Annotated in this window: 15 protein-coding genes and 1 pseudogene; 7 read left to right on the top strand and 9 right to left on the bottom strand. The window is 58.0% G+C overall.

Annotated features, from left to right (window positions below; all coding sequences use genetic code 11):
* The first annotated feature begins 12 nt into the window (after positions 1 to 12).
* Positions 13 to 2,097, top strand: a complete 2,085-nt coding sequence (locus HWY05_RS16970; RefSeq protein WP_176058997.1) for a DUF262 domain-containing protein — start codon at positions 13 to 15, stop codon at positions 2,095 to 2,097.
* 413 nt (positions 2,098 to 2,510) lie between these two features.
* On the opposite strand, the gene HWY05_RS16965 is transcribed toward HWY05_RS16970, so the two are convergent.
* Positions 2,511 to 2,912 (bottom strand): hypothetical protein, encoded by a 402-nt coding sequence (locus HWY05_RS16965; protein ID WP_176058873.1) that lies wholly within the window; start codon positions 2,910 to 2,912, stop codon positions 2,511 to 2,513.
* A 389-nt stretch (positions 2,913 to 3,301) separates the two neighbouring features.
* On the opposite strand from HWY05_RS16965, the gene HWY05_RS16960 reads away from it, so the two are divergent.
* Together HWY05_RS16960 and trfA are read left to right on the top strand one after the other, a co-directional pair.
* A complete protein-coding gene (locus HWY05_RS16960; protein WP_176059199.1) occupies positions 3,302 to 5,074 on the top strand; it encodes a DUF6880 family protein in 1,773 nt (590 codons plus the stop codon).
* Between the two features lie 1,262 nt (positions 5,075 to 6,336).
* Complete coding sequence (gene trfA, locus HWY05_RS16955; protein ID WP_176058996.1) at positions 6,337 to 7,431, top strand: plasmid replication initiator TrfA; 1,095 nt, start codon at positions 6,337 to 6,339, stop codon at positions 7,429 to 7,431.
* 513 nt (positions 7,432 to 7,944) lie between these two features.
* Here trfA and HWY05_RS16950 read toward each other — a convergent pair.
* From HWY05_RS16950 to HWY05_RS16915, 8 genes are all read right to left on the bottom strand, one after another.
* A complete protein-coding gene (locus tag HWY05_RS16950) occupies positions 7,945 to 8,097 on the bottom strand; it encodes a hypothetical protein (RefSeq protein WP_176058995.1) in 153 nt (50 codons plus the stop codon).
* A gap of 140 nt (positions 8,098 to 8,237) precedes the next feature.
* Complete coding sequence (locus HWY05_RS16945; RefSeq protein ID WP_176058994.1) at positions 8,238 to 8,483, bottom strand: hypothetical protein; 246 nt, start codon at positions 8,481 to 8,483, stop codon at positions 8,238 to 8,240.
* A complete protein-coding gene (locus HWY05_RS16940) occupies positions 8,473 to 8,853 on the bottom strand; it encodes a hypothetical protein (RefSeq protein WP_244146627.1) in 381 nt (126 codons plus the stop codon). Before HWY05_RS16940 ends, HWY05_RS16945 begins: the two co-directional genes overlap by 11 nt.
* Entirely contained in the window at positions 8,825 to 9,151 is a 327-nt protein-coding gene (locus tag HWY05_RS16935) for a BPSL0761 family protein (protein WP_176059197.1), read from the bottom strand. Before HWY05_RS16935 ends, HWY05_RS16940 begins: the two co-directional genes overlap by 29 nt.
* Positions 9,152 to 9,604: 453 nt before the next feature.
* Positions 9,605 to 11,449 (bottom strand): TniQ family protein, encoded by a 1,845-nt coding sequence (locus HWY05_RS16930; RefSeq protein ID WP_176058993.1) that lies wholly within the window; start codon positions 11,447 to 11,449, stop codon positions 9,605 to 9,607.
* Positions 11,446 to 12,432, bottom strand: coding sequence for a TniB family NTP-binding protein (locus tag HWY05_RS16925; protein ID WP_244146626.1), 987 nt, complete (start codon positions 12,430 to 12,432; stop codon positions 11,446 to 11,448). Before HWY05_RS16925 ends, HWY05_RS16930 begins: the two co-directional genes overlap by 4 nt.
* Positions 12,429 to 14,462 carry a transposase family protein gene (locus HWY05_RS16920; RefSeq protein WP_176058992.1) on the bottom strand — a complete coding sequence of 678 codons (2,034 nt, stop codon included), beginning with the start codon at positions 14,460 to 14,462 and terminating at the stop codon, positions 12,429 to 12,431. Before HWY05_RS16920 ends, HWY05_RS16925 begins: the two co-directional genes overlap by 4 nt.
* Positions 14,459 to 15,229, bottom strand: coding sequence for a hypothetical protein (locus HWY05_RS16915; RefSeq protein ID WP_176058991.1), 771 nt, complete (start codon positions 15,227 to 15,229; stop codon positions 14,459 to 14,461). Before HWY05_RS16915 ends, HWY05_RS16920 begins: the two co-directional genes overlap by 4 nt.
* 199 nt (positions 15,230 to 15,428) lie before the next feature.
* Between HWY05_RS16915 and HWY05_RS16910 the strand changes: the two genes are divergently transcribed.
* From HWY05_RS16910 to HWY05_RS16900, 4 genes and pseudogenes are all read left to right on the top strand, one after another.
* Positions 15,429 to 15,764: a DUF6471 domain-containing protein gene (locus HWY05_RS16910; protein WP_244146625.1), complete on the top strand. Its 336-nt coding sequence runs from the start codon at positions 15,429 to 15,431 to the stop codon at positions 15,762 to 15,764.
* Positions 15,765 to 16,599: 835 nt separating this feature from the next.
* A complete protein-coding gene (locus HWY05_RS16905; RefSeq protein ID WP_176058990.1) occupies positions 16,600 to 19,428 on the top strand; it encodes a class I SAM-dependent DNA methyltransferase in 2,829 nt (942 codons plus the stop codon).
* Positions 19,429 to 19,451: 23 nt separating this feature from the next.
* Entirely contained in the window at positions 19,452 to 19,595 is a 144-nt protein-coding gene (locus tag HWY05_RS38335) for a type I restriction-modification system subunit M N-terminal domain-containing protein (RefSeq protein WP_279610427.1), read from the top strand.
* A 274-nt stretch (positions 19,596 to 19,869) separates the two neighbouring features.
* Positions 19,870 to 19,995, top strand: a pseudogene (locus HWY05_RS16900) (MBL fold metallo-hydrolase); the annotation flags it as partial.
* Between the last annotated feature and the right edge of the window lie 220 nt (positions 19,996 to 20,215).

The raw sequence follows: 20,215 nt of genomic DNA, 5'->3' as shown, positions 1-20,215 counted from the left end.
GGGTAAAACAACGTGGCATTCTCCTCTGCTGAACTTCAGAAGCTGGGCAACCTGCTCACGGCTTATCGTTTCCATATTCCTGACTATCAGCGCGGCTATGCATGGGGCGAGGTACAACTTCAGGCGCTGTGGAGCGACCTGCATGTCACCGTGCGTTCCCAAGCCAAGCAACACTTCACCGGGGTGGTCCTTCTGCGCAAGCTGGCGCCGAACGGCTCCGCGTTGCCTTCGGTTGAGCTCGTGGATGGTCAGCAACGGGTCATCAGCGCCATGACTTTGGCGCGCGCTCTTGCCCATCGAGGCGCGCAAGAGGAAACCGCAGACGTTCCGCCGCAGCCCCTCGAGTTCGAGGTCAGCTTTGCCAACAATGAAGAACTACAGACGCATTTCGACTTTTGGACAATGAACGATGAGCGCGCCGCCCCCCGTCTTGGGGTGGATTGCTCAAGCTACGCCGCCAATTTGAAGCACGCGTCGATGTTTTTTCGCCAATGCGCCGCCGACTTGCCTGATGCGGCGACGGCACGCGCATATCTGGAGGTGATGCTTGAGCGATTCGGCCTGTTCGTGCTTGACGCCCATCCGGAATTCGATATTCATGTTGCGTTCGAGACATTGAATAATCGTGGCAAAAAGCTCTCCAAGCTGGAGTTGCTGAAGAACCGCCTTATCTATCTCACCAACCTCTTGCCGGCTAACGATGCGGGCAATGGCGCGGAGTCGGTAGCGTCGGCCATAAGCGAGGACACGTTACGCGAACAGATTCACATTACATGGAAGGGCATCTACAAGTCGCTTGGTCGGAGCCCCGCCACCCAGAACCATGACGACGAGTTTCTGCGAGCGCATGCCATTGGTTACTTCGGCGAAGAGCGCGACGCTGACTGGGTGGAGAATGTACTGTTCAACCAAACCTTCTCCGCGAACAATGCCAACCTGACGCTCGACCAAATTTCGACCTACATCCGCAATCTGGAAAAAGCTGCTGTCTGGTGGTCGCACATGCACGAGCCGAAGCTCATGCCTCGTATTCACCAGAGACAGCACGCGCGGTTGCAGCGTATTACCTACGCCTATTTCAAGCCGCTCATACTCGCTGCATACCTACGAGCGGGCGCCGAGACGCCGCAGGCGCTAGCTCAGCCGAGTGAGCACGAGGCCTTGCTACGACCGGTGGCAGCGCTTCTTCAACAAATCGAGCGGTTTATCGTTATCGTACTAACCCTTTCGGGGCGACCTGCGCACCTGGGGCGGGCGGATATGAACACTATCGCGCACCGGCTGCTACGCCCCGAGTCCGGAACCGAAGGCGGGTTGTGGGTCACGTCCGGCGGGCCAGACATGACGGCCAGTGAGGCCGTCTCATTTGTACGAGATTATGTGAAAGCCTACATTAACAACAGCGGGAGCGACGGCAGTCGACTCGATGAGCGTTTCGACTGGGAAGGAGAATTTTCAGCGGCCGCTGTTGAGCAAGAAATCGCCGAACGCATGCGCCTACGTGGTACTGGATACTACAAGTGGGCCTTCACCAAATTGCTGTTGCTCGAGTATGAGGAGTCCCGCCGCGAAGCCGGCAACAAGCCAATTAAACTCAAATGGCCTTGGGACGAGTTCAGTTTCGACAAGACGGTCGAGCACATTTTCCCCCAAACACCCGATGCCAATGGGTACTGGGACAAAGCTATTCCTATCGATGGACGCTCAAAGGCGCTACAAAACGCTGTCGTGCACTCCCTGGGCAATCTTATGTTGCTATCCATCAAAAATAATTCAAAGGTATCGAACTTGCCCTTCCGAACGAAAGACGACAGTCCGTGCAAGGTCGAACACTACGAAGTAGGTAGTCATTCCGAGACGGAGGTCGCGCAAGTTTTTCGGACTTGGAACATCGCGGCCATCGCGGCGCGCGGGGTGGCGATGCTTAAATTTGCAGAAAAGCGGTGGTCGTTTAATCTGACGATAAAGCCGGATGACTACAGTTCCTATCTGCCATTCCTGTTCGGGGAGCGTGCCACAGAAGTTCGCCGCGGTGATGCTGGGAATGTGGTCGACGGCCGCTCCATCAATGGACTGGTCAAGGAGATGCTCAACTAGCGAGCCGCAGGCAGGATTTGGAGTGGTGCCTAAGCGCTTCACAAGACGCCTGACGAGCGCGATATGGTGAACCACCAGAGCTAACTGCCGTTATCGACGTACATCGCGATTGAGGAAGCGCTGGACGAAATAATGACCGGTCGCTGACAGCAGTACCTCGGGTACCGGCTCACATACATGGGCCTCTAGCTCGAATAGTTCCGGCGGGAGCGGGCGCGCTTACCGAAGTATCATGCAGTTCATGGTCGAGTCTATCATTGCAACCATTTCTCTCGACCAGCAGCAATTCAGCGCGGCCCTCTAGCTGAACCCTGACATGGTGCCCGTCCACATCGCGTAAGACGCGCTGCGAGATGAGCGCCATCCCTTTGAGGCGAAGGCTCGAGAAGAGAACCTAGCCGGTGGCGAGCCAATCAGATAATGGCCTCTCGTTGCACGACCTGCCACCCTTCGCGCAAAATCCGCGCAACCTCTTCGACGACCTCATAGCTCAGCTCACAGCTATCGATGTCCGTGATGCCCATCGTCGCGAGGTCAGATGCCGAGGCCTCTCCATCCGAGATTTTGAGGTGAAGGGCATCGGCAATTTCACCGGCATCGTCCGTGTCGTCGCTCAGAATTTCCTCGGCCACCAAGCCAGCGATGCCGACGAGCGCCTTCCAGTTCGCGGGTAGGTCAGGAACGGAAAACCCGGACGCCAAAGCAATCGTTCGCAACTCCTCGGGACCAGGTGCGAGGACGAAACTGCCCGCGCCACGCCGTCTCCTCCGGGTTCCCGCTTTCGTTTCTCCACACGACCGCGTCACCAGCACCACCGAATCGTTCGTAGACCATTTTGTGAGCCGCCTCATGGTAGGCAGCGTTCCGGAGTTCCCGGGCGGCCATTTGTTCTTCGGTGAGTTCAATCATGTTCGTTGAGTGTGTTCGGTCCAGATACGTCAGGTATAGCTTAGGTTCGGCACGTCCCGAAGTCAGGTCAAAAGAATTTATGGTTGGACAAGAAACTTTGATGCTGCATCGTTCACTGTTCGGCCGTCAGAATGCCCGCCCGGAAGCTGAAGCAAAGCTGCGCCGAACCGGGCAGGATGTTGTTATTCAGGTCATTACGCACACGTTCCGAATCGGGCGCCCGCTTGCCCATTTCCGTATCATCGTGCCTGTGCGCCGCCCGTCGCGGCATTTCCCGTCTTTCACCAGTCACCCGATGTCCAAGTCTGCAAAGCTTTCCGAGGTTCTCACGCTTGCCGAAGTCCAGTCGCTGGCCGACACGAAGACGTTTGCGCGCGGCAAGGCCTATTTCCACGATGGCGTCGTCTCCCGCCTGGATGAGCGCGACGAAGAGGTTCGTGCGACCGTACGCGGCACGCACAGGTACCGGGTCGAACTCGCCGTCGACAATGGCGAACTCGCATACGACTGCAACTGCCCCATAGGCGACGATGGCGTTTTCTGCAAGCACGCTGTTGCCGTTGCGCTCTCCTGGCTCGAAAATTCCGGTGAAGAGGTGTTTCAGGCCGATGCGCCGGCGCCGGGGAAGCCGCGCAAGAAGCGGAAGACCTACGAGGAAGTCATTCGGGAATATGTGGCGACGTTAGGCAGGGACGCGCTTCAGGAGTTGTTGATGGACGCCGTCGAACAGGACCTTGCGCTGCGCGACAAGCTGCTGTTCGCTGCGCGTGCGGCAGGGGCCTCCGACCTTCCCGGCATGAAGGCCGCCGTCAAGCAGGCGACACGCATTTCACGCCCGCTGGACTGGCGCGAGTCTGGCGCATACGGCGACGGCCTGATGTCGCTGGCCGACATGCTGCTTCAAAGGCTTTCCGGACCTCACGCAGCGCAGGTGGTCGAGCTATCCGAGCTCGCGATTGCCAGTGCGGAAAAGAGCCTCGAACAGATTGACGACTCCAATGGCGACGTGATGCCGGCGATTCTCGAATTGGCCGCTGTGCATCTCGATGCCTGCAAGGTAACTGGCCCCGACCCGGTGAAGCTTGCGGAGCGGCTCTTCCGCTTCCAGACAGAAGGCCGGTGGGACACCTTCTACAACGTCCTGCCGGCGTACGCGGAGCCACTGGGCAAGAGCGGGTTGCGCCGCTATCGCGAACTCGTCAACGAGGCATGGGAAGCGATGCCCATACTCGCCCCGGGCAAGGAATATCGACGCTCATACGACTCGCCGCGGATGCAGCTCGAACATGCGATGGGGGCGCTGGCCGAACTCGACGGAGATGTCGATGCGCTCATCCGCATTCGCTCGAAGGACCTGTCGGGCCCGTACCGGTTTCTGCTGGTTGCGGAGCTTTGTGTGAAGCACGGTCGTCCGGACGAAGGGCTCGCATGGGCCGAGCGCGGCATCACGGAGTCAGGCCAAAGCTTTGACCAGCGCCTGCTCGACTTTTGCATCGACGCGTATCTGCGGCGCAGCGAATTCGAGAAGGCCGATGCGTTTGCGTGGCGACGTTTCGAGATGCGTCCGACGGCTGAAGCATTTCCGGCTTTGATGGAGGTCGCTAAAGTCACCGGCAGACATGCAGAAACCCGGGAGCGTGCACTCAAACATCTCTGGGCGCTGGTCAGTGAAGAAGAAGCAACCGCAAAATCGAAGCGCACCGTCTGGCAACGCGGCACGCGAACCGAGCTGGTCAGGATTTTTCTTGCCGGCAAGGAGAACGACATCGCATGGACAACGTTTACCGGCGGCCCGGTCGCCACACGGCTATGGCCCGAAATGGCGTCTGTCCGTGGCAAGACTCATCCGCACGACGCCATCGTCCTGTATCACCGGCTGCTGCCGGTTGCTGCCGAGGGCGGTACGCGCAACGCCAGGTATGACGAGGCGTTCGAAATCGTGCGGGCTATCGGCATGCTGCGGGCGCGGCTGGATGAACGTGCAGAGTTCGCCAGTGAACTGGAGGAGATTCGGGCTGCGTATCGCGCGAAGCGCAACTTCATCAAGCTGCTCGCCAAACTGTCGTGAAGTCGCCCGGAGAAAATGGATGCATCTGCCAGCTTCGGATGCGTGCGCGGTAACGCGGCCGCGAACGACCAGAGCTGATTCGCCCTTATTGATGCACATCGAGAAGGAGTCGCTGGACAGAGAGAACGGATGGTGCCTGTCATCTACGAGCGGTACCTCGTTGGCCCGGGCTATCGTAGACGCGGCGCTGGCTCCCGGAGTTTCGGCGGGAGCGGGCGTGCTGACCAGGTATCCGTCCGTTCGCAGTCGTCGTTGATGCGAATCGTCGATTCACATTGAGGCTTACCGGCGCGCCGGAGACTGGCCTGTAAACGCGCATTCGGGCATTCACCGGAAGGCGGAAGTTGCGTCGTCCGCCCGAAGCGTGGTGAGGGCGGGACGGTTGGAGGGTTGTTCAGAAACGCGAGGCGACACGGCCATCGGGCGGTAGCGGAACTCAAGACGCGCGGTGTAGAACCGCCCACCCTGGTCAGCAAGACGTCGACCGAGGATTGAATTCCGTTCTGGCAGCGGATGGCGTTTGCGATGACTGTCCGGTTGTCATCGAACGGAGGCGTGAGACGAGACTCGCGTGAGGTACGCCTTGCTGACTAGGGCGGGTGACTGTCGCTCGCCTTCACCAGGAGGCGCGTCGCATCGCAGTTTTCCTCGAACATCGGGCGATGTCGCGCGACTAAACAACGCAGGCCGACTCGGCTGGAGGTATCCGCGCCGCCCCAGAGCGCCGAAAGTCAGCTGACGAAGAAGTTCGCCAGCCCAGGGCTGCACTCGTCCGGCTATCTCGATTACAGGGTCTACAGATATTAGGCCATGCTGCGGCCGGCGATAATTTCCTGACTTCAGTGGCTATTCTTCGCGTCGGCTACGCGGAATGCCATGCGGAGTACAAGTTGCGGTGATGCGGGGTACAAGTGCCGGCGATGCACGGTACAAGTCACGCCGATGCGGAGTACAAGTCGCGCAATCTGCGGCCGAGGCGAATAACTGCCCTGATTTTCCGGGATATTTGGGAGGGTAGTGGTGCAAGGCACATTTTCTTGATGCGGTGGTCGTCCTGCACGCATATACACAGGTATCACCAACCTGCATGCGTTCGCCATGACCAGACCAGATTCGCGCTGCCCGCATTCCCCGACTTGTCGCCCGAGCCGCCTGCCCGATTTGCAGAGAATGCCTTCCAGACTAGACAAACCCCGCATCTCTGGCGCTCCTCTTGTCGGAGGCAATGACGAAAGGCATCCTCCAGTTCCCGGAGCTGCAAAATGACCTGGTCGCAGGTGACAAGGCAACCCGGCGGCAAAGTCGCTGAACTGCGCACGCTCGCAAATCTCACGGCCGACGCGGCACTGACTGCTGATACCGACCGGCAGATGACTGTACTCGATGCGGCGAAGAAGCTTCAGGACATCGCCGACGGACTTGAACGTCGGGAAAAGAAAGCGCTCGAGCAACGGGCGGTCGCCGAACTTCCCGCGAATGCCACGGCGAACGAGATTCACCATTCGCGGCGGCGACAGGCCACCCGCGTGGGCCCGGACGTGTATCTGCCGGGCTGGTCCGCAACGTCGTCGGCACTGCCGAACGCGTTTCTCCGTTCAGCCCTGTTTGCGGCGACGCGAGGCGTACAGGCCGACAACGCCAACCTGTTCGCGGGCGGCTCGACCGGTCTAGTGGCTGAAGAGAAAATTGGCACGTTCAAAGACACGACCATGATGTTCAGCGGGCACCGCCTTTGTCAGTTCGACCGGCTGGTCTACTCGACCTGCCTCGAATACTACCGCGAGGCGCCCCTTTGCCCTGAGGAGAGTCCGCGGCATCAGCAAACTACGTTCTACGAGTTCGCGTGTCGCATGGGAAATGGATACAGCGTCAAGGCGCACAGGGCCATACGGGCGAGTCTGCTCCGCCTGAGCTTTGCCCAGGTGCGCCTTCGCCACGAGCGCATAAACATCGAGGTGCCAAATCTGATGTCGGTGAAGTTCGACGACGACGGGAAGTCAGTCGAGAGTTTCAAAGGCAGCGACGCGCTTTTGCTCCGGGTCACGACTTCCGTGGCGGAACTGTTCGGGCCGGGCGCGTGGACAGCTGTCGAAATTGGCGCCGCGAGATATGACGGACTGCGAGGATGGCTCGCAAACTTTTATGCGGGGCACGCTCATCCGAAGCCGCTGCCGGTAGAACTGCTGCACCAGCTCTGCGGATACGGGCCCAACAAGAGTAATTTCAGGGCTAGCCTCGTGCGCGCGCTAGAAAAGCTCAAGGACCCGAACACACCTGCATGCAGCCGGGTCGCGAGCTATCATTTCTCCAGGGACGGCACGAATATCTACGTCGTCCGTTCCGCGTGGGTGGCATGACCGGCCGATTAGTGACGTCAGAATGATTGCTCGCACTGGCTGTCGTTGGCTACAGAGGACAGTGCGCGCGCGATACCGAATATGACGACGCATTGGAAATTTTCCGCGTCAATCCAGAGCTAGATGGCAATAACGGGGATATGCGTCCATGCATCCGCACGCTAAGTCCGGCGTGGCACATGACCTTCAACCAGTGGCACGAACAAGCATCGCGCGACATCGTTTCAGCTCCTTTGCAAGCGAATCTATTTCGGCTTGCATGCCGGCTGCTCGCTGTAGAAGCTGTCCAACTGCACACCAGTATTCGTATCCTAAATCGCCGTCCCCCATAGACAGTTCGTGAATCTTCCGAAGCGCAATCTCAAGGTCCAGATTATTTTCCGAAAACATATGCCCTCCTCTGTAGTGACGGGCGATGGTCGCGCAGGAGGCGGCCGGGCGTCGGTGGTCAAGCGGCCCAGTCGCAAAGAGATTTCGGGAACCCATCGATTCCCCTGTCGTTCCCGGCATAGCTCATCTGAGCATCAGCTTGACAATGACTGCGACGGTGAGCGCAGCAGCCAGAATGGAGACGGTCCCACCGAACCAGAATGCGACGCGGTCGATGTTCTTCTGCGATGAAGCGAAGTGGAGTAACCATTCAGCAAAAGGGTTGGGCCGCTTCATGTCTTTCCTCCTTGTGGTGGTTCGATGGCGGTCGGATAGCTGAACCATGACGTGGCGCTCGTGTTCGCTTTGACCATGTGGTGAGTCGCCAGATGTCGCCAAAGCCAGATAGCGGCAGTGGCGATATCCTGAGCCAGGAATCATTCGGGCGGAGGTCGCCGGTGCGTCCTGGACCCCACCGGGTCGTTCTCCTCGGTCTGCGCATCCATCCAGGCTCGCTGCGCGACGTCTATCCTCGCCCTGTATGCCTGTACCGAAGCCATTTCGATTTCGACCTCGCCGAACGGGTTTCTCGGCAAAACTTCGAGCAGCTTCTCCGACGCGAGAAGAGCGCGGATATGGGAGCGGCTGACGAAGAGATATTTCGCTGCTTCTTCAACGGTCATGATGAACACCTGCACCGCTGGTAGCAGCCGACAGTAACTCATGCGTGCGCTTCATCACCCACGTTATCTCGGCAGGAGAAAAATCCCACTGGCCGGCGCCGACCTTCGCTCGCAGGCCTTTGTCGACCCGCCTCAATGCATCGTCCAGCGACAGGCCAGACGCCGACATCTTTCGCACCCCGTACTCCACGAGCTGACCGGCAAGGTCCTCGCACCCGTCATAGCGTGTCCACAGCTCTTCGTCGGTAAGACCGGCGTGATACCGCCCGTCCGTTTCGCGCACGATAAGCTTTGGTTGCGCACCCGGCAGCACTCCTGGCGCTGGTTCTCTCGGGAAATTGTCAGGAACCGCATGTCGTCTGGTCATCATCTTCTCCCTGAGTGCGAATATCGTTAGCATCACCCCGGCCGGGAATGCCTCCTGGACGTTCAGGGGCTACTGTTGAGCTAACCCGCCGGTGTTCCGGTGCGGCCCAAATTCCAGGTAGCGCTGCGGCCGACACATCGAGGTCGATGTCGAGCGGGTAGTGCCTGAGCAACCCTAGCGCCACCGTCTGGAGAAGGCCGCCGATGGTTATCTCGTGGGCAGATGCGAGCATCTGCAACAGCTCTCGGGTATCGGTAACGGCTTTCGTGCGCTCACGTGGGGTCGTCATCATCAGCTCCATCAAGCAGACGTTCGTTGACGTCGGTGTACGTTGTGACCTCGAACAGTTCGCACCACCCTATCCAGACGTAGTCAACGTTCAATGACGAGCCTTTCCTGCCGACCGGCTCGTAGATACATCCAGTCTGAGTCGTACCACGCCGGGTGGCCTGGTCGAACGTCACTATCGGGGAGCTGACGCACCCCAACGAGTCAAACATATGCGCGCCGACACAATGCTGGCTCCCATCGTCCGTCTCGAATTTGCGCCATTGAGATAACGGAGGCTGCGGCAATTTGGAGGTAGGGCCGCGTTTCCAGGTGAACATCTCAGGCTCCGGGCGGTGGTGGAAAGTCATACCCCCGATTCTGTCGTATGGACCTGGCGGCACTGCGGGCGAGCCCCACCACGTCCCGAACGGCGCAGACATCGCCGGTCGGAACACGCAGGTGGTTCGACGTGTCGCTCGTCCTCTCATGGCGTCAACGATGCCGGCACAAAAAGGTCGTGCCCCGCTCTCGCACCGATAACAGCCAGCCGGCCGAGGTCGGCGATACGAATCAGCGCGCCCCGAATGGCGCCGTCAGGAAGCTGTTTCGCACCGACCAGTTCGACATCGGGCAGCAAGCGGGACAGCGCCGACGACCTCGTATCCATGGCACGCGCAAGGTCGGCCAGCGGAACATAGGCTTGCCGGAACTCCAGTAACTGCTGCGGCAGCACGACGCGACAACGCTGGCCACGTCGTTGAATCAGTTCGGACGCAAGCAACCCTTTGTCCACCCAGTTCTGGATAGACTCCCATTTCCATCCGGTCGCTTTGGCGAGCTGCTGAATTGACATGCCAGCCTCGAGCAGCGGCGTGCCGAAATATTGCGACACGTCCGCCCGCAGGAAGGACATCTCGCCCAGCGTCCGCCCACGCGCGACGGCTTTCACCTTGCCATTTGCGATGGCCTGCATCAGTTTCTCGATAGCTCGTCGGTCACCCATACGCCGGCTGGTCAGCTCCGCCCATGTGAGCGTCGAATCATCCGCCACCGAAGCGTGTTGAACCGACCGCCCCACACGCTCATGCAAATCGAGGATGGATTGGCGCTCGACCCGACCGCCCTTCATCAGGTCTTCGCGCCCGCGGGTATCCGACCGGATTACGCCAGCCGTTCTCATTCGTTCGAGCACGATGGGTGTAACACCCGCCAGTTCGCAGGCAACGGCGTCCGAAATCCATCCGGCACGTTGTCTCTGGATGCGCTCAACCTCGACGCGTGGAATTTCGAACAACTGGCCGCGCGTTCCAGTGCGTCGGGCACGATGTTCGCACTCGCCGGCTTCTATTGATTTAAGCAGACGTGAGACGCTGACGCCGATAGCCTTTGCAGCATCCGGCGCGCGCATGTATCCGGTCGCATCCTCGGCCATCTCCTTGGCCGAATCCAGGCCCAGCACACAATCCGATTTCCGGGCAGCGATGTCGATGATGATTGGGAGCAAAGGTTCGAGCGAGGTGCCCTGGCAGAGCTTGCGCAGACCGATGTACCAGTCGCCGAGCAACGTGTTCAGCGTGCGGGCATCCTTACGACCAGCGGCAATGCGCTGCTCAACGTGATTCCGGAAACCCGCTGGCCAGTCGGCAAGCAACGGTTCGAGCGGCGAGAGAAATTCGACTGCTTCATTGATGAATTTCGGCAATGCCGCGCTGCGCGGCAACCCAGTACGCGTCGGGTCCGCATATTGGCAGAGCGTGCGGATGACCTTCACCAGCACATTGATGTCCACGCCGCGCAGATGCGGCGCGATGCTGCCAGACTGCTGCCCATTGCTCCCAATCAGCGTCGACAGCCACTGCTGTGCCCGTGTCGCCGGCACACGTGGCAGGCGGCTCAGGTCGTGACCGCAGGAGCACAATCCGATGTAGAGCCGCTCCGGCGACAGGTGCTTCCCGCAGGCGTCGCACTGGTCGACCAGCAGGATTCGATGTTGCGGACATACCGTGACATAGGCGTGTTCCCAGTGATGCCGCAGGTAAGGCGATTCCGCCAGGCACGCAGGACACACGGCGTCTTGCGCCCGGTGCAGACTCCCCCAATCCCGGCAGATACTTTCCTGCTGACGGGTGAATTCGGTCCATGCCGGTTCCATGCCGAGGTTACGGGCTACGTCGTCCGTACGCGTCAGCAGCGCACGGCGGCTGCGCTCGACACCCGCCGCGCTTGCGAGGTCACGCCAGCTGAAAAGCGCATTGTCTGCGGCAAGGCGTCGGTAGTAGCCCATCCCGGACTCGTCGTCGCGCGGTGCATAGGTGAGAACGAGGCTCATTGTTTATCTCCTGATTTTTTACGAACTGGTACGGACGCCGCGTTACTGGTCAGGACATGAACGTATGCCTGTTTCAATGCCGCTGGCTCCACGTCCGCGCCGTCGATGCCAGAATCCAGGAAAGCCAGTCTGTGCGGAGACCCCGCATGGCTGACGGATTCAATCGCCTTCTGGCAGTCTGCGTATGTAATGGCGCGCGGTGCTTCGGTCGCCATCGAACTGGCCAGCTCGCGCATGAAGTCAGCGAGCACGCCTATCAGGCCACCGGTGAGCAGATAGCTCTGGTGCGTGAGCACCTGGGCGGGTACGTTGATGGGGTAGCCCGCTGCGGAGAACAGGCGCGCGTAATTGACGACGCACGAGCCGTAGGCGGTCATCTGGTCAGCGTCGGTTGCATCGTACGGCCAAAAGTTACGGCTAGGACAAGCGCGGCTGCGCAGTTGTTCATTCGCCGAAAAAAGCCGTTCGAGTCGAGGAATGCCGAAGAGAATCAGCGTCATGCCGAGCGTGTCCGAAAGGGTCTTGAGCCAGTCGCTTGCTGCGCGCGGAGGCACCCGTGACCCTTCATCAACGAGGTGTGATATCTCGTCGAAAATCACGACGCGTGTGCCGGCCAGGCGAAGCTGCTCCACCATCAGGTCGAACATTGCGCCCGCCGTCATGCTGCGGGGAACCTGGATGCCCAACGCGGCCAGCACACTTTTCGGAAGCAGCTTGGCCGTTGCGGAGGGCGGCACCTTGACAACCAGTACGGGTATATGTCGCCGTCCGTCAACGCGGTTGGCGGGGTAGTCACGAGACAGCCTGGCGATGAGCGAGGATTTGCCAGCACGACTCGGACCAGGAACGCGAACGATTTTGGGCGCGAACCCAGCGAGAGCATCATCGATGCGCCGTTTGAGCGCAGTGAGATGCTCCATGAATATGGGATGTGTAAGTTCGCACCCCTCAATTTTTTTGCGCAGTTGTTGGGCTGGCGTCACAGCAGTTTTTCTCCAGTTTTTCTGTCTAAGACTTCCATTGATGGTGCGTCGTCGTATGAGATGACGGCGTGCTGAAATTTTTCCGCCGGCAACGACGGATTCGTCGAAGGTGCAGGCCCAAACGGCGCTGCCTCCGAAAGTGGCCGGTCGATGGCCCGCTGGACGGCTGAGTTTTCCTTGGCGCGCCGCACGGTTTCCTTGTTTTCCTCGCGCTTGCCGCGAGTCTTGTGCTTACTTGCTTTCAGGTTCCCAGTGACCGCCGCGTCCATGTCTGTCTCGAATTGGAGCTTCTCCTCTGGGACCGTCCAGTTGGCCATACCCGTATCGAACCGCTCTTTGGCTTCAGCAAAGGTCCACGCCGGTGTGTCCCGGCGAACGTGGTGATGTGTCAGGGTGACAAGCGGAAGGTCATCTCCCTCGTACACGTACGCCTGACGGAAATCGTCGGGGTTGTAGACCACGTGAAGTCGCGCATGGTCGCCGTACTTATCCAGCAGATACGCCATAGCTTCGCCCGTGTATCTGAATCCACGCTCGACCGTCACGCCCGTCTTGGCGCTCAACGTGCACGTCTTGTTCTCGAAGAGTGCTGCCATCCATTCCTGGCGCGGTGGCGGCAGGCTGATGGGTAGTCCCAGCTCGACAAGCTGGTAGGTCAGGCGCTCGTGCGGTGTTTTTCCCCTGACCGAATCGACCAGGAGTTCGTCCCAGCGCAGACGGTCGAGCGGGGTGTTGACCCAGTATTTATAGAGCCAGCCGACAATCCACTTCTCGAGTGCTTCGACACTCAGCAGTTCGTCGCCCAGCGCCTCAGGGTCGCGCTTGCCATCCTTTCCTTCAAAGCGCGTGCAGCCGGGGAGGAGCTGCAATGCCTCCTTGAGCGACCTGTTCAGCCGCTCAATGAATGGTTTGCCTTGCGCTTCCTTTGCTTTGCAATGCTTGACATCCATTCCTAACCGCTCGAGGCGGACAATCCGTCCACCTTTTGTCTCCGGGCCATTGTCAAAAATGACCTGTCCTGGCGTGCCATAAACGTTCAGCGCGCAAGCGATGCCAAGCTCCGCGAAGCGGGCTGCCTTGGCGGGCGTCAGATACATCTCGAGGCACAACAGCGAATCCATCTCTCGCGGCGAACCAATGACGAGTCGCCATCCCACCGGATACCCGGTGCAGACATCAATCGCGAGAACCAGATAGATGGTCCGGGCGGTCCCATCGGTCGTGCGCACGACAAATGGCAGATGGACTGCATCCTGCTCAATGCGGGCGAACGGGAACGCCGCTCGGATACGCTTTTTCGCGAACGATTTGCCCGCGACCCTATCGAGCGGGTCCATCCGGTCGTATTCAGCATCGACGGTCAGGTCATTAATCCTGGCGCACACGAACTTGCGGCTGATAGCGTGCCTGGCAACATGCAAGCCGCGGCGACGAGCCTCACGGTTGACGTATCTCGTCAGGTCGAGGACCGTCCACCTGGATTCCGTGACGAGGAACTGGTCCTCGATAACTTCTTTGACGAATTCGACAAGGTCCTTTGAGTACCTGGCCGTCGAATTGCCTTTATTTTTGTCACCCCTGAGAACTGGCAGGCCGAGCTGCTGATTTCTGTGAGCCCTGTACAGGGTTGCGCGCGACGGAAACGGACTGACGAGCAGTTGACCCACCCGCTCCCTTGCATAGGCATCGCGGGCCAGAGGAATGGCTGCATTAAACGAAAGGCCACGTTGCTCACGGATTTCATCAATGCGCCGTAGAACATAGGTCAGGAGGCGGATGTGGTCGTGCAATTCCGGATTGTCATACTGGGCCGCAATGCTGACCCGCGGCAGTCCTTTTCGATGCAGGACGAGAGTGCCCTCCGAAATCCGGGCGCGGATGTCGTCGTATTTGTGATACCGGTCCTCGAATTTCTCGGCGTCGAGGAGACGGATGGAGCCAGCATGCAGACGGCCGTCCATTACCTCGAAGTAGCAGTTCGGTTTACCGGAGAGAGCCAGCCTGTCTCCGGTGCGCAGGTCGGACATCATGGCCGCAGCTCCTCAATCAGATAGAGGTGGCTCAGGTCGCCATACGCGGCCGACAGTTCCAGCGCACCGGAAATGTGGTGATGTGCGAGGTCGGCCTGCAGTACGCCCGCGGCGAGCAGCGGAGGAATCAGGCCCGTCGGAATCTGGAGGTCAGCGCACAGCGCGCGCTGAAGCACCGGGCCCGATTCGCAATAGCCATCGAGCCGGTCAATGATGTCCAGCGTGAGATATTCCCGGGCACGCGCTATCGCCGGCTTCAACAGTTGCGCGTTGACGACGACAGGGTGCCGTTCATCTGCGGGCACGACCACCGTGGAAAGCGGATAGCAGTAGGCCTCCATGATTTCCCTGGCCCGCTCGACCTTGGCCCAGTACCGGCCATCGCCCTCGAAGCCTTCGAGCTTGACCTCGTAAGCGCGCTGGAGGCCGTCGGCCTGAACGGTGGCAAAGTCCGGCGTGTACTCCACCTCCCCCGTGCGACCACCACGCGCCTTGCGCGCTTCGGACAGTTCCTCACGCGTGAACAGCAGCCGTTCACTGACCAGGTCGACGGTGAACGGTTGCTGCCTGAAGGAACGCACGCGTGGGTCGACGCTCAGCACGTGCGCAACCAGGCGTTCCGCGTCAGAGTCGACGGTGATGTGGCCGTCGGCCTTCTCGGCATACGTGCCGATGCGGGCCTTGCCATACGTACGCGCCGTAAGCCGGACGCCGGCGTTCGCAGCGCTCCGGCGACTGCGGGCGCCGTAGGACGGTGCGCTTCTCATTTCGCACCTCCAACCGGAACCTGCAGCCGGCTACGCGTGTGCGTGGTCGTCCAGGGTGCCATTGCGGCCCGTCGGGCCGGCGAACTGGCTTGTAAAGGTATTGTCAGCATTCTGTCCTCGCAAAAAAATGGTTTGCTAAGGACGTGTAGAAATGCCGAATTGAGGTCGGTCGTATACGACCGAAAATTCCCGTGAGAAAATGCAGGCACCAGAAAAGCAGATGCTCGAACAAGGCCGAGGGGGAACGATGGGAGGACTGCCGCACAAGCGCGGTCGGTTGTCGGCTGAGCCCTACGGGCAGTGGGAAGAAGAAGCGAAGGGACTGATAGAGGAAGAAATGATGCGCCGCGGCATCCGGTACAAACAGCTTTCGCGGATGCTCGAGAGGTTGGGCATCTACGAGTCGCCGGACCAGCTCAACCGCAAAATTAATCGCAGGCGGTTCTCGGCAGCCTTCCTGATTGCCTGCCTGCGTGTCATGGGCGTGGAGACCATCGCGCTCCACCAGCTCAAACAGGGACAGAACACTGAATAGACGGCTTACTATCCGCGTCGCCGGATTCGCCCGCAGCCAGACCAGTTTCATCGTCTGCTCCCGCGTCATACCCTCTCATAAATAGGGGGCCTGACCGAGCGGACGGTCAACAGGACGAATGCAAGCTCATTCCTGGTACTGCGTGCCGGCGTTGCACCGGCTTGGGTTTACCAACGTAGGCAATAGTTGGGAGATTTTCAAGCTGAATGGCTACTGCGACTTGCGAGCTGTCACCTTTCGACGGGCAGCAAGTACGCCCCCAGCTTCATTGAAAAAAGCAACCATACGTGAACGATTTCATGTTCATCATCGTCGCGTACTACTGGGACACCTCCTCGCACTTGCGCGGCGCGGGCTCGTCATGGACGGCAAGCACGGTCTGCCTCTCCAAGTCATCGAAATCGAAAAAGCGCGGACGGAGAACGGCATTTCTCTGAACCAATCGCGTATGCACCGCATCTGGAGAGTGGAGTGCCGATGGCTCCCCCTAGGCAACGCTACGGACCCGAGACCCGTTCTCCAATATTTGGTGACACGAGTCTCGGCGTGGTCGCTCACCTAGATAAGAAGTACAACAAACTTCGCCGCCGGAGACGGATTTCGGAATCGTCGTACCCGAGCCATATGGCATATGCCATATGCCATATGCCATATCGCCGAGCGCCTCCGGTGCGCGACACGGGGCTTGGTAACGGGAGCATTTCCCTGCGTTGGCAGGCCAAACGGGATGTAGAATCGCCGGCAACCCGCGCCGTCGTGGACAGCATCTCCGGAATTGCCCCTTGGGACGGCGTACATATAACTCGTAAGCCGCAGCGAATCTCCGCTCCAAAGAATGAATCATCAGGCCCTGTCTTCTATTATTTGGTCCGTCGCCGACTTATTGCGAGGAGACTACAAGCAATCCGAATATGGTCGGGTCATTCTTCCGTTCACCCTGCTGAGACGTCTTGACTGCTTGCTCAAGCCGACCAAGAGTGCTGTTCTCGCCGAATTCGAAGCGAAGACGAAGGCGGGCGTGAACCCGGAACCCTTCCTCATACAGGAAGCCGGGCTGTCGTTTTACAACACCTCGCATCTCGACCTCGTCACACTGCTTGACGACGAGGACTCTATCCGGCAGAACCTCTACGCGTACGTCCAAGCGTTTTCACCTGCGGTGCGGCACATCTTCGAGAGCTTCGATTTCTCCACCCAAGTGGAGCGGTTGGCTAGAGCCAATCTTCTCTACCTAGTTGTCGATAAGTTCGCGAAAATGGACCTAGATTCCCGCGTCCTCGAAGACGCTCAGATGGGACGGGTGTTCGAGGAGCTCATTCGGAAGTTTGCAGAGGTCTCAAACGAGACGGCAGGGGAGCATTTCACGCCCCGTGATGTCGTCGGACTTATGGTGCGACTCCTGTTCCTCGACGAGGAAGGCATGCTGACTCGCGGTAACGCCGCAGCGCGGACCATCTACGACCCGACGGCCGGTACAGGCGGCATGCTTTCAACAGCGGGAGAGTACCTGTCGCAACACAACTCATCAGTATCCCTTACTATGTTCGGGCAGGAGTTGAATCAAGAGTCTTACGCCATCTGTAAGGCCGACATGCTCGTAAAGGGACAGTACGTCGATAACATCGTCCTAGGAAATACACTCTCCAATGACGGCCATAGCGACCGTAAATTTGACTACATCCTTTCAAATCCCCCATTCGGTGTGGAATGGCGGCAGATAGAGAAGGCTATCCGCCAGGAGCATGAACAAGGGGGCTCCGATGGCCGCTTCGGGCCTGCTTTGCCGCGCGTTTCGGATGCCAGTTTCCTTTTCGTCATGCACATGATTAGCAAAATGAAACGTGCCGCCGAAGGAGGAAGTCGCGTCGGGATGGTAGTCAGCGGTGCGGTCCTTTTCACTGGCGATATCGGAGCAGGCGAAAATAGAATAAGAAAATGGATTCTCGAACAGGATTTACTTGAAGGCATTGTAGCGTTGCCTGAAGGTCTGTTCATGAATACAGGTATCGCATCCTATCTGATTTTTCTTTCAACAAAAAAGAAATTGCCACGCAGAGAAATCATATTTATTGATGCGACAAAGGAGTGGGAGATTCTTCAACGCCACTCGGGGAGTAAGGTGCGATACCTTTCTGAAAAAAACATTGAATTCGTCTGCGATTCTTATAAGGGAAAAGTTGAGGGCGCACATGTTTTTTTCGGTCGTCAACAGGACATGCTTTACAAGAACTATCGAATGATAAGCCACGGCGCAACAATATCTCATTCGGTACCACTTTCTGTAGATGCTGATGCACGTTTTGCCGCGCTGTCGCAGAAAGGCGTTGCTGTACAAGTTCAAGAAAGTGAGCAAGTCGGTTGTCGATTTGATTTTTGGTCTTTTGCGTTGAATGAATCGGAAGCACGAGAAAACGCTGTTCCGCTCTCAACTCTTGTAACGCAATGCTCCGAAAATGAGATATGGGATTTTTCGATAAATAGAAGCACTGGTGATGCAGATTTCTCGAAAGGCAGTCGAAATAGCAAGGCACATCGCTTCTATCGAATTGAGCGAAACCTAATATCGCCTCAATTCTTGAGGCATCAATTGGAGTATAAGCGAACGGCGAGCGACATTCACAAATCCCGTCGCGGGGCTGGTTGGAATAGCGACACGCTCGCTCAATGGGTCGAATGCCCGCCGGCTAACTCACAAAATGCGGTCGTGGAGTTCTATGCCAGCAAAGAGCAGCTCCTGCGCAATATCGACCGGTTGGAGCTGCTGCAATGGCAGCAAAATCTCGGAACCAACATGCTTCGCCGGTCAATCAAAGAATACAGAACGACCACGAGCTATCTAGTCGAAACGCTACCGCACCCTCTGGCTGCGCTCCTTCATAAAATAATTTGCGAGACAAATAAGCGCGAAATTATAGAGGGGTATAGGGCGTTTTATGAATGCCTTGGAGCTTTATTGCTAAGTATAGCCTTGGGCGTTATCTTGGAAGAGTTAGGGCTCGCTGCATGCAGGGAGACTTTGAAACACGGCAGGTCCGTGCCAAAAAAGATAACCATGGGAGCCTATCCTAAGACGCTAGTTAAGGCGATGGAACGGTCAACAGAAATGTCAAGACCGATGTTGAAATCCATCATTACTCAGGTGGCCGGCCATCCAGTTATCGATGAATTAGAAAAGGCGACAAAAATACGCAACGAGGTTGCGCACCACGGATTATTGACGTCTAGTCAATCGAGCGACTATATAGATAAATATGAAAAAATTCTTGAAAACTTGGCTGAGAACTTGGACGGAATTTTTTCCGAGGCGGAGTTGGTGAAACCGATAAATCAAAAGTGGAATGGTCAGGTCTATGAGAATGACATGCTTTCTCTTACGGGTGTGGCAAGCACACCATTCCAGCGAGTAACGGCAATGTCTTCAAAACCATTGATTAGCAATGACCTGTACTACAGATTGAAAGACCTAAATGGCGACGTGTTTGTGCGGCTTTTCCATTTTGTTCGGTGCGTCGAAATAGTTGAAGGCGGAGAGAGCGAGGGAATCTATTTTTTCAATTCTGTCGATGATAATTCTAATTTATTGAATTACGCCTCTTTTCAACCGCTGATTGAATCACGAAAACAGGTCTCATCCGAGATGATAAAAGAGGTATTCGCGTTGTGAATCACCGATACCTGTAGTCTTTCATCTGGTCCGCATCTGAACTTCTGCGCGGCGATTACAAACAATCGGTGTATGGTCGCACCATTCTGCCCTTCACCGTAATTCGCCGTCTCAATTCCGTCTTGGAGTCGACCAAAGGGGCGGTACTTGCTGAGTTCGAAACCTAGTCCAAAGCCGGTTTGAATCCGGACCCCTTCCTCATCCGACAGACCAGACGTTGACCGCCTCGCAAGGCTAAGTTGCATTAGTCGAGAAGCGATTGTTGTTCCTCGCCCATTGGCTTTGCCTACCACGGTGTATCCTTGGTGGGGCGCCCACTGCAACGCTGTTTGCGTCTAGCGAAGCAACGCTTTCGCCAGAGCGGCACATGGAACAGTGGCTTTCGGGCCGTAGCATGTCAGAGATATCAGTATCTTTGCTTCGCTCCGCATCGCTCGGAACGTTATGTTCGACTACTGCATGCCATTCGACGTAACGCGTGCGTACGACGAAACCATGCAGTACCCCGACCCGCGCATCCGGACTGCTCAACGCGACAAAGAAATGTGGAAGCGCTCGAAGCGCTAGATGGTCACTGAAATGCCGGTATCAGCGCAACGCGCGTTCGGGGAGCGCCTTACGCGTTTGGCGCGATGAGTCATCGGGAAGGGGCGCAACCGATTGATTGCGCTAGGGTTCCCGACGGGCCACCAGCGCTGGTCTGATTCAGCCGCGGTCCATCAATGCGAGCTATGCGCGAGAGCGCAAGTCATTCAAAAATCTGATTCTGCCCTTGCGCGCACACGAA

Source organism: Paraburkholderia sp. BCC1876 (assembly GCF_902833695.1).
In the GTDB taxonomy this organism is placed as follows: Bacteria; Pseudomonadota; Gammaproteobacteria; order Burkholderiales; family Burkholderiaceae; genus Paraburkholderia.
This window is presented reverse-complemented; position numbering and strand designations above follow the sequence as displayed.